Source organism: Ideonella sp. (assembly GCF_041918995.1).
Lineage (GTDB): Bacteria > Pseudomonadota > Gammaproteobacteria > Burkholderiales > Burkholderiaceae_C > Ideonella.
The window spans coordinates 65,962-80,466 of the sequence record NZ_JAYRUN010000010.1 but is presented as its reverse complement, the minus strand read 5'-3'; the positions used below and the strand labels follow the sequence as shown (position 1 = coordinate 80,466).

The following is a 14,505-nucleotide window of genomic DNA, read 5'->3' as shown; positions in this document are numbered from 1 at the left end:
TCGTCGTGGGAAGGGCAGGGCGGGGCGCCTGTTCCACACAGTCGCCCATCCCCCCTGCGACCTTACACGCGCGCCGCCGGTTCCGCCGCGCCGCTCAGAGTTCCCCGTACGAGTGCAGGCCTGACAGGAACATGTTGACGCCCAGGAAGGCGAAGGTGGTGACCACCAGGCCGGCCAGCGACCACCAGGCCGCGGCCGTGCCGCGCAGGCCCTTCATCAGCCGCATGTGCAGCCAGGCGGCGTAGTTGAGCCACACGATCAGCGCCCAGGTCTCCTTCGGGTCCCAGCTCCAGTAGCCGCCCCAGGCCTCGGCGGCCCAGAAGGCGCCCAGCACGGTGGCGATGGTGAAGAAGGCGAAGCCGACGGCGATGGCCTTGTACATCACGTCGTCCATCAGCTCCAGCGACGGCGTGCGGGCGTTGATGGCGCCGCGCAGGGCGATCATCACCGCGAAGAACGCGGCCGTGCCGCCCAGCAGGCGGGCGGCCTTGACGACCGCGCCCTGCATCTCCGCGTCGGGCGAACCCAGCACCGCGTAGGCGCCCATGAGCACCAGCACCGCGCCCGGCAGGGCGACCAGCCCCGTCCACAGCGAGCGCGCGGGCGAGGTCTTGAGCAGCACCGCCAGCGCCACCATGGCCGCCAGCGCGAAGGTGCCGTAGCCGATGAAGTTGGCCGGCACGTGCACCTTCATCCACCAGCTCTGCAGCGCGGGCACCAGCGGCTGGATCTCCTGCGCGCCGCGCGCCACCGTGTACCAGAGCAGGAAGCCCACCGCGGCGCTCACCACCAGCATCACGAAGGGGCCCAGCGCGCGGGTGCGATAGCGCTCCTCGTAGTAGAGGTAGAACACGGTGGTGAGCCAGCAGAACAGCACGAACACCTCGTAGAGGTTGCTCACCGGGATGTGGCCGATCATGGGGCCGATCTGGTGGCTCTCGTACCAGCGCACCATGGTGCCGGTGAGTGCCATGAAGACGGCCGCCCAGGCCAGGCGCGAGCCGATGCGCAGGCCCGCGGGCTCGGCGCCCGCGGCCGCCTGCGTGGCGCCGCGGCTGGCGAAGCCGATCCAGTAGAACAGCGTGCTCATGAAGAACAGCACGCCCATCCAGAGAATGGCGCTCTGGCTGGACAGCAGGTACTTCAGCAGGAACACCTGCGAGCCCGCGACCAGATCGGCGCCGAAGTCGTCGGGCGTGCGGGCGTACAGCGAGATGGCCAGCAGGCTGGCCGCGCCCACGGCGAGCGACAGCACGCGCAGCGGGCCCCAGAACCAGCCCAGCGCGATCAGCGACGGCACGGCACCCACGAGGATGCCCTTCTCGTAGCCGTCCATGGCCGCGCCGTAGCGCGCAAAGGCGTACGCGGCGCCCGCCACCACCAGCGCCGCGAAGGCCCAGTCGAAGGCGCTGCGCGTGGCCAGCCGCGACGGCCGGGTGAGGTCCAGCGTGGTGGTCGTCGTGGTGGTGGTCGTGGTGGCGGTGGTGTTCATGGGGCGGTGCCTCCGGCCGGGGCGCTGAGCTCCCGGCGCAAGGTGTCGAACTCGGTGTCGATGTCCAGCGTGCGGCGCGGCGTGGAAAGCGCCATCTGCAGCCGGGTGCCGCCGTGCGCGGCATCGTCGGCCAGCCAGACCCACAGGCGGCGTTCGCGCACGTACAGCATGGCGAAGATGCCCACGATGAGCAGCACCGCGCCCAAGTACACCAGCGCCTTGCCGGGCGCCCGCGCCACTTGGAAGACGCTGGCCTGGACGGGGGTGAAGTCGGTGAGCTGCAGCAGCACGGGGGCCGGGTAGAGGAAGCTGTCGGACAGCGACAGCACGGCCTGCGTCATGAAGGCCTCGGTCGCCGGACCGGGTTCGAGCGGTTTCAGGCCGGCTTGTTCCCGTGCCATCTGGTTCAGGTCGAACAGCGCGCCGTTCAGGATGCGCAGCATCACCTCGGCGATGCGCGAGCGGTCGGCCGGCGGCACGCTGACCTCGATGAACTGGCTCAGCGCCGCCAGCCCGCCCAGGGTGGTGCCGGGCGGCAAGGCCGGCGCGGAGGCGCCCGCGGCGGGCGCCGGCACGTTCTCCAGCCCCGCGAAGAGCGTCAGCGCCCGGGCGGCGGTCAGGCGCAGCTGCTCGTGCATCTCGGCCTTGCCCTCGGGCGTGGCCTGGTCGGCGTAGCGGCGGGCGGCCTTGTCGCGCATGTCCGGGTCGAGCAGGGCGGCGCGCATGCGCAGCCAGCCGTCCAGGCTGCTGTTCTCGTCGGCCGGCATGCGCAGGTAGCGGAACGCCTCGGCCGTGCTGTCGCGCACGCCGGCCAGGAACACGCGCTTTCCGTCCAGCTCCACCGGCAGCATGTAGTGGTGGTATTCCCGCGCCTGGCCGGCGCTGTCGCGCAGGCGGAAGGTGACGGCCGGGCCGATGTTGCGCAGCGCCTTGGCCTTGTCCGGGTTGATGCCCGCGCCCAGGTGCTTGTCCAGCGTGCCCCGCAGGTCCACGGCGCGCACGTCGGTGCCCGGGGCATCGGCGGCGCTGGCCTCGGCCAGGTTCTCCACGTTGATGACCTTCAGGCCCGTCAGTTCCAGGCGCAGCGGGTCGCCGCCCTGGTTGTTCACCAGCTGGGTGCTCTCGCCCACGCGCATGGCGAGCTCGAAGGGCTTGCCACCGGGCGTGAGCGGCTCGGCGCGCAGCTTCACCGCGGAGCCGCCGTCCTCGAAGCTGCTCTGGTAGATCAGGATGCCGCGGTGCTCGGCCGGCTCGTTCACCTTCACGGTGGCCGGGATCGCCTGGCCGCTCTCGCGGTCGTGGATGACGATGTCGCTGGCGAACAGCCGGGGCATGCCGGTGTCGTAGTACTCGACGATGAACTTCTTCAGCTCCACGTCGAACGGCAGCTCCTGCAGCACGGTGCCATTGGGCATGCTGAGCAGGGCCACGCCGGCACGCTGGCCCTCGGGCACCAGCAGGTTGCCGCGGAAGGTGGGGTTGCTGGCCGGCAGCCGGTGCTCGGCCGGCACCTGGCTGATGAACTGGAAGCCGCCGTCGAAGCTGGACACGCCACGCAGCGCCATCTGCAGCCGCACCATCAGGTCGCCATCGGCCAGTCCGCCCACGCACACCAGCACCACGGCGGAGTGGGCTGCGAGGTAGCCCAGCTTGTTGGCCCGGCCGGCGCGCGCGGCCACCATGGTGCCGTGCTCGCGCACCTGGGCGCGCGCCTGCCAGCCGTGGCGCCCCAGGACGGCGGCGACATGGTCGAGCGCAGGCTGCCGCGCGAGCGGCACGCGCGCCTCGGCCTTGTGGTGGAAGGCGGCCAGCGACTGCTCGCGCACGTGCTCCTTGAAGCTGCGCAGGTCGGCCAGGATCTTGGGCGTGTTGCGGGCGATGCACAGGCTGGTGGACACCACCAGGAAGGCCAGGATCACCAGGAACCAGCCGGCCGAGTACACGTTGAACAGCTGGAAGCGCGCGAAGACCTCGGCCCAGAACGGGCCGAACTTGTTGATGTAGTCGTTGACCGGCTGGTTCTGCTGCACCACCGTGCCGATGACCGAGGCAATGCAGATCACCGACAGCAGGGTGATCGCGAAGCGCATCGACGACAGCAGCTCGTAGGCCTCGCGCCAGCGCCGGGCGGCCGCGGTGGGGGCGCCCGGGGCGCCGTTGATCTCGGTCATGGGCGGCATTATGGGAAGCGCGACGTCAGGCGCGCCTGTCAAAAAGCAAAAGGCCGGTCGCTCGGACCGGCCTTCGCAGCGGGCAGCCGGTCGCCCGGACCGGCCTTCGTGGCAGACGGCCGGTCACGGCGACCGGCCTTCGTCAGGGCAGCCGGCGCGGTGCCGCCGGTGCCGCGCAGCGCTCAGCGCAGGCCGCCGATGTAGTCGGCCACCGCCGCGATCTCCGCGTCGTTCATGCGGGCCGCCACGGCCTGCATCTGGGCGCTGTTGGCGCGCTTGTTGTCGCGGAACAGCTTCATCTGCGCGTCGATGTAGTCCGTGTGCTGGCTGGCCAGGCGCGGGTACTGTGCCGGGATGCCGGCGCCCGCCGGGCCGTGGCAGCCCGCGCAGGCCGGCACCTGCTTGTCGGCGATGCCGGCGCGGTAGATCTTCTCGCCCAGGGCGATGGTTGCCTTGTTCTTGGAGAAGCCGGTCTTGGCTTCCTTGGTGGCGTAGAAGGCCGCCACGTTCTTCATGTCGGCCTCGCTCAGCGGCGCGGCCATGCCCTGCATGATGGCGTTCACGCGCTTGCCGGCCTTGAACTCGGCCAGCTGCTTGGCCAGGTACTCGGGGTGCTGGCCCTGCAGGATGGGGTTGGCGGGGGCGCCGCGGCTGCCATCGAAGGTGTGGCAGGCCACGCAGACGCCGGCGGCGATCTCCTGGCCGCGGGCCAGATCGGGCTTGGTGCTCTTGGCCGGCTCGGCGGCCAGGGCGGGCAACGCCAGCGTGGTGGCCAGTGCGGTGCCGGCCACCAGGCGGGCGACGAGGTGGCTCGCGCGGTGGCTCACGTGGGCGGCGAAGGTCTTCATCTCGGCGTGCCTTGGGGTTGTTCAGAACAAAACCGGCGGATTTTACAATGCTCCATGACCGCTTCCACCCGCGCACCGTCCGCGACAGTGCCCAACGTGTCGCCTGCCACCCGCACCGCCCTCGCCTGGGCGCACGGCGCACGCTTCCTCACCACCGCCAGCCAGCTCGACCAGCTGCCCGCCGGCGACCTGCCGGAGTTCGCCTTCGTCGGCCGCAGCAACGCTGGCAAGTCCACCGCCATCAACGCCCTGGCCCAGCGGCGCCAGCTGGCGTTCGCCTCCAAGACGCCGGGCCGCACGCAGCACATCAACCTGTTCGCGCTGGGGCCCAAGGACTCGCCCGACGCCTACTGGGCCGACCTGCCCGGCTATGGCTACGCCACCGTGGAACGCACCGCCAAGCTGCGCTGGCAGCAGGTGATGGCCGATTACCTGAAGGTGCGGCGCAACCTGGGCGGCGTGGTGCTGCTGGTGGACAGCCGGCTCGGCTTCACGCTACTGGACCGGCAGCTGCTGGAGTTCGTGGCGCCCCGCGTGGTGACCGGCGAGGTGAAGCTGCTGGCCGTGCTGACCAAGGCCGACAAGCTCAGCAAGAAGGAGCAGGCCGCGGCGCTGGCGGTGGCGCAGGAGAGTCTTGCCGACCTGGCCACCGAGGCGGCCGACGTGGGCGTGCTGCTGTTCTCGGCCCCCAAGCAGATCGGCCTGGGCGACCTGGCCGAGGCGGTGTGGGGCTGGGCCCATCCGGACGCGCTGCAGCCCTGACCACGTCTGACGTGGCGACGCCCCTGCCGCCAGGAGGCGACGCGGGGCGTCGAGGGGCGTCGGGGGGGCGCGGCCGGGTGCCGCGGCGGCCGACCGTCAGAACGGGATGTCGTCGTCCATGTCGTCCAGCCCGGCGCTGCTGGAGGCGCGCGGCGCGGGGCGCTGGGCCGGGGCGCGGGGCGCGGGCGCCGGGCGGCTGCCGCCGCCACCGCCACCACCGGCCTCGCTGTCGCGGCTGTAGCCGCCGTCGTCGCCCATGCCACCGCCGCCGCCTTCCCGGCCGCCCAGCAGCTGCATCGTCTCCGCCACGATCTCGGTGGTGTAGCGGTCGTTGCCGTCCTTGTCCTGCCACTTGCGGGTCTTCAGGCGGCCTTCGATGTACACGGGGCGGCCCTTCTTCAGGTACTCGCCGGCGATCTCGGCCTGACGGTCGTACAGCACCACGGAGTGCCATTCGGTCTCTTCCTGCCGCTCGCCGCTGTCGCGGTTCTTCCAGTTGCGCGTGGTGGCCAGGCGCAGGCTGCACACCGCGGAGCCGCTGGTGGTGTAGCGCACCTCGGGGTCGCGGCCCAGGTTGCCGATGAGGATGACTTTGTTGACGGATGCCATGTGTGGCGCTCCCTGTGCTGGAGGACGGTTCGACGAACGGGAAAGGGGGCTGTGATTGTGCCCCATGGGCCAAGGCCCACCGCCGTGGTGTCACACTCGGCCGCATCGCGGCGCATGCCGCGCCTTGACCCGGTGACACCCGGTGCCCTCCGATGACCGACCTCGTCCGATTTCGCCTTCGCCGTGCCGCATCCAGCGTCGTCGTGGCCGCCTTCGGCAGCCTGTGGCTGGCCGCCTGCGCCCAGCCACAGGCTCCGCCGCCGCCCGCCAGCGTGCCCGCGGCCGACACGCAGGCGCTGTTCCGCCAGATCCGCGACGAGATCGGCGAGCCCACCTGCAGCAGTGCCGCCCAGTGCCGCAGCACGCCGGTCGGGCACAAGGCCTGTGGTGGCCCCGAGGCCTATGTGGTCTGGTCCACCACCGTCAGCGACGGCACGCGGCTGCGCCAGCTGATCGACGCCTACACGCGTGCCCGCCAGGAGGACAACCAGCGCAGCGGCCGCATCTCGGACTGCTCGATGGTGACGGATCCGGGTGCCCGCTGCGAGGCCGGCCGCTGCGTGGCCGGGCCGGCAGTGCGCCCGGTGATGTGAGCCGACCATGAAAAACGCCACCCGGAGGTGGCGTTGTTGGCTTGGCCGGCCGGCGCTCAGCGTGCGGCGGGCGTGTCGAAGGGCAGGGTGATCTGGCTGAGGTCCTTGCGGGTCTCCACCAGCACCAGCGGGCCTTCATCGACCACCACCACGGGCGGGCGCTCACGCGGCACGCGCACCGGCTGCGGCTCGGCGGCGATGGCGGCCTGGGCGGCGCGGATCTTCTCCTCGTCGGAGTTGACCCAGGTGAGGCCCGCGGATTCGGCGATGCGCTGCAGGTCGTCGAGCGCGAGCACGTAGGGCTCCACCCGCGCCGGGCGCGGTGCGGGCGCGGTGACCGGCGCGGCCACGGCGACGGGCGCGGCGGGCGCCGCAGGCACGGCGGCGGGAGCGTCGTCGTCGCCGGGAACCTCGGCGAAGGTGGGCGCCGCGGGCACGTCGGCGGCAGCCGGTTCGCCGGCCGGACGGCGCTCGGCACGCTCCCCGCGCTCGCCGCGTTCACCGCGTTCACGCCGCTCGCGGCGCGGGCGCTCGGACGGGGGGGTGCCGGCCGTGTCGGCCGACGCGGCCCCGGGCTCGGCCAACGGTTCGCCACCGTGATCGGCCACCGGCGCCACGGCCGGCGTGGCCTCGCCTTCCGGCGTGTCGTCGGCCGCCACGGTGCCGTCCGTGCCGGCTTCACCCATGCCCTCGGCACGGCCACCGCGGCCGCGGCGGCGGCGGCGGCGGCGGCCTTCACCTTCGCCTCGCTCGCCCTCGGGACGCTCCGTGTCGCCGTCCGGCGCCAGCAGGGCCTCGTCGCCCGCCACGGCGGACGCATCGGCCGGCGTCGTCGCGTCGACCGCCGCCGGGCGCGGCGTGCGCGGCGGCCGCGCCGGCGCGCCCTCGTCGCTGCGCGGCGCGGCGGCCAGGGCGGCCGTGTCGCTCAGCTCGGCATCGGCCACCTGCGGCGTGCGGCGGGCATCGCCCCGGCGCTCGTCGCGTCCGTCGCGGCGCTCACCGCGGCCGCCACGGCTGTCCTGGCGGCCTTCCTGCCGACCCTCTGGCCGACCCTCGGGGCGCCCACCGCCCTGGCGGGTGTCGTCGCCGCGCTCGGCGCGCTCGCCGCGCCCGCGGCCTTCACCGCCACGGCCGCGATCGCTGCGCTCGCCGCGATCGCCGCGCTCGCCACGTCGGCCGTCGCGGCCGCCGCCCTTGCGCTCGCCGCGGCCGCCTTCACGGGCCGGCTCGGTGCGTGCGGCGGGCTGCGCCGCCGGGGCGGCGGCCGGAGCGGGCGTGGGCGCCGGCGTGTCGCCGATGCCGAACATCTTCTTCAGCCAGCCCATGAAGCCGCCGCTGGCCGGCTGGGCGGCCGGCGTGCTGGCCCACTGGGGCTGGGCCGGGGCGGCGGCCACGGGCGCCGGGGCCGGGGCCACCGGCGCGGGCGCCGGGGCGGGCGGCGGGGCCACGGGGGCCGGCTGGTCGGGCAGCACACCCTTGATCACCGGCTCCTGCTTGGGCTTGCTCTTCTCACGCCGGGAGATGGCGACCTCGTCGTCCGGCTCCTCGATCATGGTGTAGCTGGCCTGCAGGTTCTCCAGGCGGGGGTCGTCGTGGCGCAGCCGCTCGAGCTTGTAGTTCGGCGTCTCCAGGTGCTTGTTGGGCACCAGCAGCACGGTGGTGCGCTGCTTCAGCTCGATCTTGGTGATCTCGGTGCGCTTCTCGTTGAGCAGGAAGCTCGTCACCTCCACCGGCACCTGCACGTGCACGGCGGCGGTGTTCTCCTTCATCGCCTCTTCCTGGATGATGCGCAGGATCTGCAGGGCGGACGATTCCGTGTCGCGGATGTGGCCGGTGCCGTTGCAGCGCGGGCAGGTGATGTGGCTGCCTTCGCTGAGCGCCGGGCGCAGGCGCTGGCGGCTCAGCTCCAGCAGGCCGAACTTGCTGATCGAGCTGAACTGCACGCGGGCCCGGTCCTGGCGCAGGGCGTCGCGCAGGCGCTGCTCCACTTCGCGGCGGTTCTTGGACTCCTCCATGTCGATGAAGTCAACGACGATCAGGCCGCCCAGGTCGCGCAGCCGGGCCTGGCGCGCGATCTCGTCCGCGGCCTCCAGGTTCGTGCGCAGCGCGGTTTCCTCGATGTCGCCGCCGCGTGTGGCGCGCGCCGAGTTCACGTCCACGGCCACCAGGGCCTCGGTGTGGTCGATCACGATGGCGCCGCCCGAGGGCAGGTTCACCGTGCGGGCGAACGCCGTCTCGATCTGGTGCTCGATCTGGAAGCGCGAGAACAGCGGCGCGTCGTCGCGGTAGCGCTTCACGCGATGCGCCGACTCGGGCATCACGTGGTTCATGAACTGGTGCGCCTGATCGTAGATGTCGTCGGTATCGATCAGGATCTCGCCCACATCCGACGTGAAGTAGTCGCGGATGGCGCGGATGACGAGCGACGACTCCTGGTAGATCAGGAACGCGCCCTTGCCCGCCTTGGAGGCGCCGTCGATGGCGTCCCAGAGCTTGAGCATGTAGTTGAGGTCCCACTGCAGCTCCGCCGCCGAGCGGCCGATGCCGGCCGTGCGGGCGATCAGGCTCATGCCCTTGGGGTACTGCAGCTGGTCGAGGTTCTCCTTCAGTTCCTCGCGGTCCTCGCCCTCGATGCGGCGGCTGACGCCACCGCCGCGCGGGTTGTTGGGCATCAGCACGAGGTAGCGGCCGGCCAGCGAGACGAAGGTGGTCAGCGCCGCGCCCTTGTTGCCGCGCTCTTCCTTTTCCACCTGGACCAGCAGTTCCTGGCCATTGGAGATGACGTCCTGGATCTTCGCGTCGCGGACGCCCACGCCTTCCTTGAAGTACTGGCGGGAGATTTCCTTGAAGGGCAGGAAGCCATGGCGGTCCTCGCCGTAGTCGACGAAGCAGGCCTCCAGGGAGGGCTCCACGCGGGTGACGACCGCCTTGTAGATGTTGCCCTTGCGTTGTTCGCGGCCCTCGATCTCGGTCTCGAAGTCGAGCAGTTTCTGGCCGTCGACGATTGCGAGGCGCCGTTCTTCCGGCTGCGTCGCGTTGATGAGCATGCGCTTCATGTGCACTCCTTGTCAGGTGCCGGACCTGCCCTCAGGCTGGCCAGGCACCACCATGGAGGCTGCAGCGCGACGGCCCGGGGGCCAGCGCGCTGCCGCCTCGAACGATGCACGGGAAACAGCAGCGGACGTGGCCGGGAGAAGGAATCGCCCTGGACTGCCTCAGGCCGCGGTGAGCGGCATGACAGAGGCAGCGTTGGCGCGTGCGGCGACAGGCAGGCGACCGTGCGGCATGCTCGGCCCGGCCCCGACGGGCCCGGCAGCGCCGGGCACGGGCACGCCGGCCCGGGGCGGCCGCACCGACGCACGAGCGCCGGGGCCGTCGGGGGCAGCGAGCCAGGAGGGGAGGGGAGTGGGCATGCGCGTCGATGGGCGCTTGTTGTTGTCGTCGCTGGCGGTTCCGGCGCAGGGCAGCGGGTCACGCGCTCCGGCCGGAGGCCAAAAACCTTGGTGGATCCCCAGCGCACAGGCGCTGGAGGCGGCACATCCGAATGTTTCTCTTCCACGCCCGCCGTCACGGCCGGCCGGCCACTTTGGGGCAGGCCATTCCGCGCCGGAATACCGGGTGTGTTGCATCACCTTGACGATCGGCAGGCGAAAAACACCACCTGCCGCCACGCCTGGAAACCCCCGTGCCCGGGTAAACTCTGAAAAATCAAGCACTTACGGCTTCAACGTGGCGCAGACCATTATAAAGGCCAAAAACGCGCCCCTGCCGGCCGTGCGCCAGCTGACCGTGGACGACGGCTCCGCAGGCCAGCGGCTGGACAACTTCCTGATGCGTGAGCTCAAGGGCGTGCCCAAGACGCACGTCTACCGCATCATCCGTTCCGGCGAGGTCCGGGTGAACCGCGGGCGCGCGGCGGCCGATACCCGCCTGGCGGTGGGCGACCAGGTGCGCGTGCCGCCGGTGCGGGTGGCGGCCCCGGCGGCGCAGGCCCCGGCCGACGCGGTCCCGCCGCGCGAGTTTCCTGTGCTGCTCGAGGACGAGCACCTGCTGGTGATCGACAAGCCCGCGGGCGTGGCCGTGCATGGCGGCAGCGGCGTGAGCTTCGGCGTCATCGAGCAGCTGCGCCGCGCCCGGCCCGAGGCCCGCTTCCTGGAGCTGGTGCACCGCCTGGACAAGGAGACGTCGGGGCTGCTGCTGCTGGCCAAGAAGCGCAGCGCCCTGAACCACCTGCAGCAGCAGTTCCGCGACCGCCAGACCGGCAAGACCTACGCGGCCCTGGTGGCCGGCGCCTGGCCGGCCGCCAGGAAGGTGGTCGACGTGGCGCTGCACAAGTACCTGGACGCCCAGGGCGAGCGGCGGGTGCGCGCCGTGGCCGACGACGACGCGGACGGCCGGCGCTCCATCTCGCTGGTGCGGGTGGTGCAGGCCTTTGCCGGCCCGGCGCCGGGCTTCAGCCTGCTGGACGTGACCATCAAGACCGGCCGCACGCACCAGATCCGCGTGCACCTGGCCCACGCGGGCCATCCCATCGCCGGGGACGAGAAATACGGCCAGTTCGCGCTGAACAAGGCGCTGGCCGCCGGCAAGGCGGTGCCCGGCTGCCGCTTCGACCGCATGTTCCTGCACGCCCGGCGCCTGGCCTTCGACCACCCGGCCAGCGCCGAGCGCATCACCCTCGAGGCGCCGCTGCCGGCCGAATGCGCCACACTGCTGTCGGCGCTGTCCTCTCCCGTTCCATGACCCGCACCCGCCGTTTCGACCTCATCGCCTTCGACTGGGATGGCACCCTGTTCGACTCCACCGCCCTCATCGTGCGCAGCATCCAGGCCGCCTGTGCCGACCTCGGGGTGGACGTGCCCAGCGCCGAGCGCGCCGCCTATGTCATCGGCCTGGGCCTGCGTGATGCGCTGGAATACGCCGTGCCTGGCCTGCCGCACGACCGCTATGCCGAGCTCGGCGCCAGCTACCGCCGCCACTATTTCGCCAGCCAGCACGAGATCAGCCTGTTCCCCGGCACGCTGCCCATGCTGCACGCACTGAAGGCGCGCCAGCACTTCCTGGCCGTGGCCACCGGCAAGTCGCGCCGTGGGCTGGACGAGGCGCTGGCGAGCACCGAGCTGCGTGGCCTGTTCGACGCCAGCCGCACGGCCGACGAGACGCAGTCCAAGCCGCATCCGCGCATGCTCCAGGAGCTCATGGCCGAGCTGGGCGTGGCGCCCGAGCGCACGCTGATGATCGGCGACACCACCCATGACCTGCAGCTGGCACGCCATGCCGGCACGCCGTCGGTGGGCGTGGCCTTCGGCGCCCACGACCACGAGACCTTCGCGGCCCTGGAGCCGCTGTTCGTGGCGCACTCCACGGCCGAGTTGCACGACTGGCTGGTGCAGCATGGCTGAGCCCCTGGCACCTGTCGCGCCGCAGCGCGTGTGCGCCAGCGCCGATCTGCACGAGCGCGGCCTGGCGGTGGTGTTCGACGTCACCCTGTGGGGCCAGCCCGCGCGCGCCTTCGCGCTGCGCTTCGACGGCCGGGTGGTGGCCTACATGAACCGCTGCGCCCATGTCCCCACCGAGCTCGACTGGCAGCCCGGCGAGTTCCTCGACCTGGACAAGCGCTGGATCATCTGCTCGATCCACGGCGCCACCTACGAGCCCGCCGACGGCCAGTGCGTGGCCGGCCCCTGCCTCGGTGAATCCCTCATCGCCCTCGATGTCGCGGAGCGTGACGGCGAGGTGTATTGGTATCCTAGTCCGGACATCCGGCCCATCCTCTTCGACTGAGGCGCCCGCGTGCCGCCCTCGGTTCCCGCCGCCGTACCCCCTGCCCCATGAGCCTGCCGAACGACCCCGTCGACCCCTCGGCCGAGCGCCCCGCGCCGGTCCCTGGCCCCGCTGCCGAGCCCGCGCCGGCGCCCGCGCCCGCCGCCGCCGAGGCGGCGGCACCCGCGGCGGCTGCCGCGCCGGCCGACACGGCGCATGCCCTGGCCAGCATGCAGGCGCTGCTCGCGCAGGTGTCGGGCGAGATGCTGCGCGAGCGCCGCCATGCGCGCCGCTGGAACCTCGCCTTGCGCCTGGGCTGGTTCGGCCTGGTGCTGGCGCTGGTGTGGGGGCTGTCCACCCAGCGCGACGGCCACCCCGGTGCGCCCACGGGCGCGCACACGGCCCTGGTGGAGGTGCGTGGCGAGATTGCCGTGGACAGCGAGGCCAGTGCCGAGCTGCTGGTGAGCTCGCTGCGCTCCGCCTTCGAGGACGAGAATGCCAAGGCGGTGGTGCTGCGCATCAACTCGCCGGGCGGCAGCCCGGTGCAGGCCGGCATCGTCAACGACGAGATCGCGCGCCTGAAGGCCAAGCACAAGAAGAAGGTGTATGCCGTGGTCGAGGAGGTGTGCGCCTCCGGGGCCTACTACATCGCGGTGGCGGCCGACCAGATCTACGTGGACAAGGCGAGCCTGGTGGGCTCCATCGGCGTGCTGATGGACGGCTTCGGCTTCACCGGCCTGATGGAGAAGATGGGCATCGAGCGCCGCCTGCTCACCGCCGGCGAGCACAAGGGCATGCTGGACCCCTTCTCGCCGGCCGATCCCCAGGAGACCGCCTACGCCAAGGCCATGCTCGACCAGATCCACCGGCAGTTCGTCGACGTGGTGCGCGAAGGCCGCGGCGAGCGCCTGAAGGAGACGCCAGAGACCTTCTCCGGCCTGTTCTGGAACGGCGAGGAAGCCGTCAAGCAGGGCCTCGCCGACGACTTCGGCAACCTCGACTACGTGGCCCGCGAGGTGGTGGGCGCCGAGGACGTCGTGGACTACACGCCGCAGGAGAACGTGGCGGAGCGCCTGGCCAAGCGCTTCGGCGCGTCCATCGGCGAAGGCGCCGTGCGCGCCATGCGCCAGATCGCGCCCCTGCGCTGACCGCGCGCCGCCGCCTCGCTGGCCCTGGCGCGCCCGCCCACCGATGAACGACCCGCTGACCGCCGCACCGGGCCCGGACGAGGGCCAGGCGGTGCAGCGGCTCATCGGGCGCGTCCGCGCCTGGCAGCACCGCCAGCCCCTGGCTGGGCGCATCGAGCCCGCCCAGGTGGGCGGATGGGGCGTGGTGGCCCTGCCGTTCGCACCCGCGGGCACGCCGGCCGGCCGGCCCACCGCACTGTTCCACCAGCCGGCGCTGCTGCCCGGCCTGTCCCACCGGGCGCTCGTGGAGTTCGCCCTGGCCCATGGCGTGGCCGAGCGCCCCGGGCCGGCCAGCTGGCCGCAGCGCGACGTGGAGCGCGCCGACGCGGCCCCCGAGCCGGCGCCGCTCACCCTGCACCTGCTCACCGCGGCCATCCAGGACCTGCCCGACCGGCTGGGTGCGCCGCCGCGTGCGCCGCGCCGCCTGCTGCTGGCCCCGGCCCATCCGGCGGTGTGGGGCCCCCGCCCGCTGAGCCCTCGGCGCGTGGCGCTGGCCGCGGCCGGGGCCGCCGCGCTGCTGCTGCTGGCCATCGCCGGCTGGCGCGCGCCGCCGGGGCCTGCGCCGGCCGCCGCCACGGGCCCGTCGCCCGGGGCATCGTCGGCCCCGGCCGCCTCGGCGACGGTCTCGGCGCCCGCCTCGGTACCCGCCTCGGCACCCGCGTCTGCCGCGGTGCCCGCCCCGGCGATCGCCTCCGCACCGGCTTCCGCCGGATCCGCTGGGGCGGTGCGGCTGTCCGCCGTCGCTCCCGCCTCGGCGCCGGCCGCTTCGGCCGCCTCAGCCGCCTCCGCCGCCTCCGCCGTACCACCGCGCGCGTTGCCGCCCGGCCCGCATTTCGCGCTGGTGTCCGTGCCCGTCAAGCAGAACGCGGCGGCGGAGTTCACGCTGCAACGCGTGCAGCAGGTGCTGGGGCCGGCGCAGGGGGAGATGCAGGTACAGATCATGCCGACCCCCCAGGGGTACGTGGTGACGCTGTGGCCGCTGCCCAGCCAGGCCGACGCCGAGCGGGTGGCCGAGGTGCTGGCGCGGCGCGGCGTGCCCATGAAGTGGATGGAGTTCTGAGCGCCGCGCCGCATGGCGGC

General features: G+C 72.7%; 12 protein-coding genes. 7 read left to right on the top strand and 5 right to left on the bottom strand.

Going from position 1 to position 14,505, the window contains the following annotated elements; translation table 11 throughout:
- Positions 1-94: 94 nt before the first annotated feature.
- The 3 genes from ccsB to ACE3UN_RS10810 form a co-directional block, all read right to left on the bottom strand.
- Positions 95-1,492 (bottom strand): c-type cytochrome biogenesis protein CcsB, encoded by a 1,398-nt coding sequence (ccsB, locus tag ACE3UN_RS10820; protein WP_374674952.1) that lies wholly within the window; start codon positions 1,490-1,492, stop codon positions 95-97.
- Positions 1,489-3,663 (bottom strand): cytochrome c biogenesis protein ResB, encoded by a 2,175-nt coding sequence (locus ACE3UN_RS10815; protein WP_374674951.1) that lies wholly within the window; start codon positions 3,661-3,663, stop codon positions 1,489-1,491. The genes ccsB and ACE3UN_RS10815 overlap by 4 nt, the downstream gene beginning before the upstream one ends.
- A 182-nt stretch (positions 3,664-3,845) precedes the next feature.
- Complete coding sequence (locus tag ACE3UN_RS10810; protein WP_374674950.1) at positions 3,846-4,511, bottom strand: cytochrome c; 666 nt, start codon at positions 4,509-4,511, stop codon at positions 3,846-3,848.
- A gap of 54 nt (positions 4,512-4,565) precedes the next feature.
- On the opposite strand from ACE3UN_RS10810, the gene yihA reads away from it, so the two are divergent.
- Positions 4,566-5,273, top strand: a complete 708-nt coding sequence (gene yihA / locus ACE3UN_RS10805) for a ribosome biogenesis GTP-binding protein YihA/YsxC (RefSeq protein ID WP_374674949.1) — start codon at positions 4,566-4,568, stop codon at positions 5,271-5,273.
- A 96-nt stretch (positions 5,274-5,369) separates the two neighbouring features.
- Here the strand turns inward: yihA and ssb are convergent, their stop codons facing one another.
- The gene (ssb, locus tag ACE3UN_RS10800) at positions 5,370-5,882 is read right to left on the bottom strand and encodes a single-stranded DNA-binding protein (protein ID WP_374674948.1); all 513 of its coding nucleotides are present in this window, start codon (positions 5,880-5,882) and stop codon (positions 5,370-5,372) included.
- Positions 5,883-6,034: 152 nt separating this feature from the next.
- On the opposite strand from ssb, the gene ACE3UN_RS10795 reads away from it, so the two are divergent.
- A complete protein-coding gene (locus ACE3UN_RS10795; protein WP_374674947.1) occupies positions 6,035-6,475 on the top strand; it encodes a hypothetical protein in 441 nt (146 codons plus the stop codon).
- Positions 6,476-6,531: 56 nt separating this feature from the next.
- Here ACE3UN_RS10795 and ACE3UN_RS10790 read toward each other — a convergent pair whose 3' ends face one another.
- Positions 6,532-9,531 carry a ribonuclease E/G gene (locus ACE3UN_RS10790; RefSeq protein ID WP_374674946.1) on the bottom strand — a complete coding sequence of 1,000 codons (3,000 nt, stop codon included), beginning with the start codon at positions 9,529-9,531 and terminating at the stop codon, positions 6,532-6,534.
- Positions 9,532-10,219: 688 nt separating this feature from the next.
- On the opposite strand from ACE3UN_RS10790, the gene ACE3UN_RS10785 reads away from it, so the two are divergent.
- From ACE3UN_RS10785 to ACE3UN_RS10765, 5 genes are read left to right on the top strand one after another with little or no spacing between them, the layout of a single operon-like run.
- Entirely contained in the window at positions 10,220-11,218 is a 999-nt protein-coding gene (locus ACE3UN_RS10785; protein WP_374675028.1) for an RluA family pseudouridine synthase, read from the top strand.
- Positions 11,215-11,877 (top strand): HAD family hydrolase, encoded by a 663-nt coding sequence (locus ACE3UN_RS10780; RefSeq protein ID WP_374674945.1) that lies wholly within the window; start codon positions 11,215-11,217, stop codon positions 11,875-11,877. The genes ACE3UN_RS10785 and ACE3UN_RS10780 overlap by 4 nt, the downstream gene beginning before the upstream one ends.
- On the top strand, positions 11,870-12,259 hold the full coding sequence (locus tag ACE3UN_RS10775) for a Rieske (2Fe-2S) protein (protein WP_374674944.1): 390 nt from the start codon (positions 11,870-11,872) through the stop codon (positions 12,257-12,259). Before ACE3UN_RS10780 ends, ACE3UN_RS10775 begins: the two co-directional genes overlap by 8 nt.
- 47 nt (positions 12,260-12,306) lie before the next feature.
- Positions 12,307-13,386, top strand: coding sequence for a S49 family peptidase (locus ACE3UN_RS10770; RefSeq protein WP_374674943.1), 1,080 nt, complete (start codon positions 12,307-12,309; stop codon positions 13,384-13,386).
- A 43-nt stretch (positions 13,387-13,429) separates the two neighbouring features.
- Positions 13,430-14,485: a hypothetical protein gene (locus ACE3UN_RS10765; RefSeq protein WP_374674942.1), complete on the top strand. Its 1,056-nt coding sequence runs from the start codon at positions 13,430-13,432 to the stop codon at positions 14,483-14,485.
- Positions 14,486-14,505: the final 20 nt, after the last annotated feature.

Excerpts from the sequence above, each read along its gene's own strand:
- ccsB (WP_374674952.1), bottom strand. The coding sequence starts at position 1,492 with ATGAACACCACCGCCACCACGACCACCACCACGACGACCACCACGCTG.
- ACE3UN_RS10815 (WP_374674951.1), bottom strand. The coding sequence starts at position 3,663 with ATGACCGAGATCAACGGCGCCCCGGGCGCCCCCACCGCGGCCGCCCGG.
- ACE3UN_RS10810 (WP_374674950.1), bottom strand. The coding sequence starts at position 4,511 with ATGAAGACCTTCGCCGCCCACGTGAGCCACCGCGCGAGCCACCTCGTC.
- yihA (WP_374674949.1), top strand. The coding sequence starts at position 4,566 with ATGACCGCTTCCACCCGCGCACCGTCCGCGACAGTGCCCAACGTGTCG.
- ssb (WP_374674948.1), bottom strand. The coding sequence starts at position 5,882 with ATGGCATCCGTCAACAAAGTCATCCTCATCGGCAACCTGGGCCGCGAC.
- ACE3UN_RS10795 (WP_374674947.1), top strand. The coding sequence starts at position 6,035 with ATGACCGACCTCGTCCGATTTCGCCTTCGCCGTGCCGCATCCAGCGTC.
- ACE3UN_RS10790 (WP_374674946.1), bottom strand. The coding sequence starts at position 9,531 with ATGAAGCGCATGCTCATCAACGCGACGCAGCCGGAAGAACGGCGCCTC.
- ACE3UN_RS10780 (WP_374674945.1), top strand. The coding sequence starts at position 11,215 with ATGACCCGCACCCGCCGTTTCGACCTCATCGCCTTCGACTGGGATGGC.
- ACE3UN_RS10775 (WP_374674944.1), top strand. The coding sequence starts at position 11,870 with ATGGCTGAGCCCCTGGCACCTGTCGCGCCGCAGCGCGTGTGCGCCAGC.
- ACE3UN_RS10770 (WP_374674943.1), top strand. The coding sequence starts at position 12,307 with ATGAGCCTGCCGAACGACCCCGTCGACCCCTCGGCCGAGCGCCCCGCG.
- ACE3UN_RS10765 (WP_374674942.1), top strand. The coding sequence starts at position 13,430 with ATGAACGACCCGCTGACCGCCGCACCGGGCCCGGACGAGGGCCAGGCG.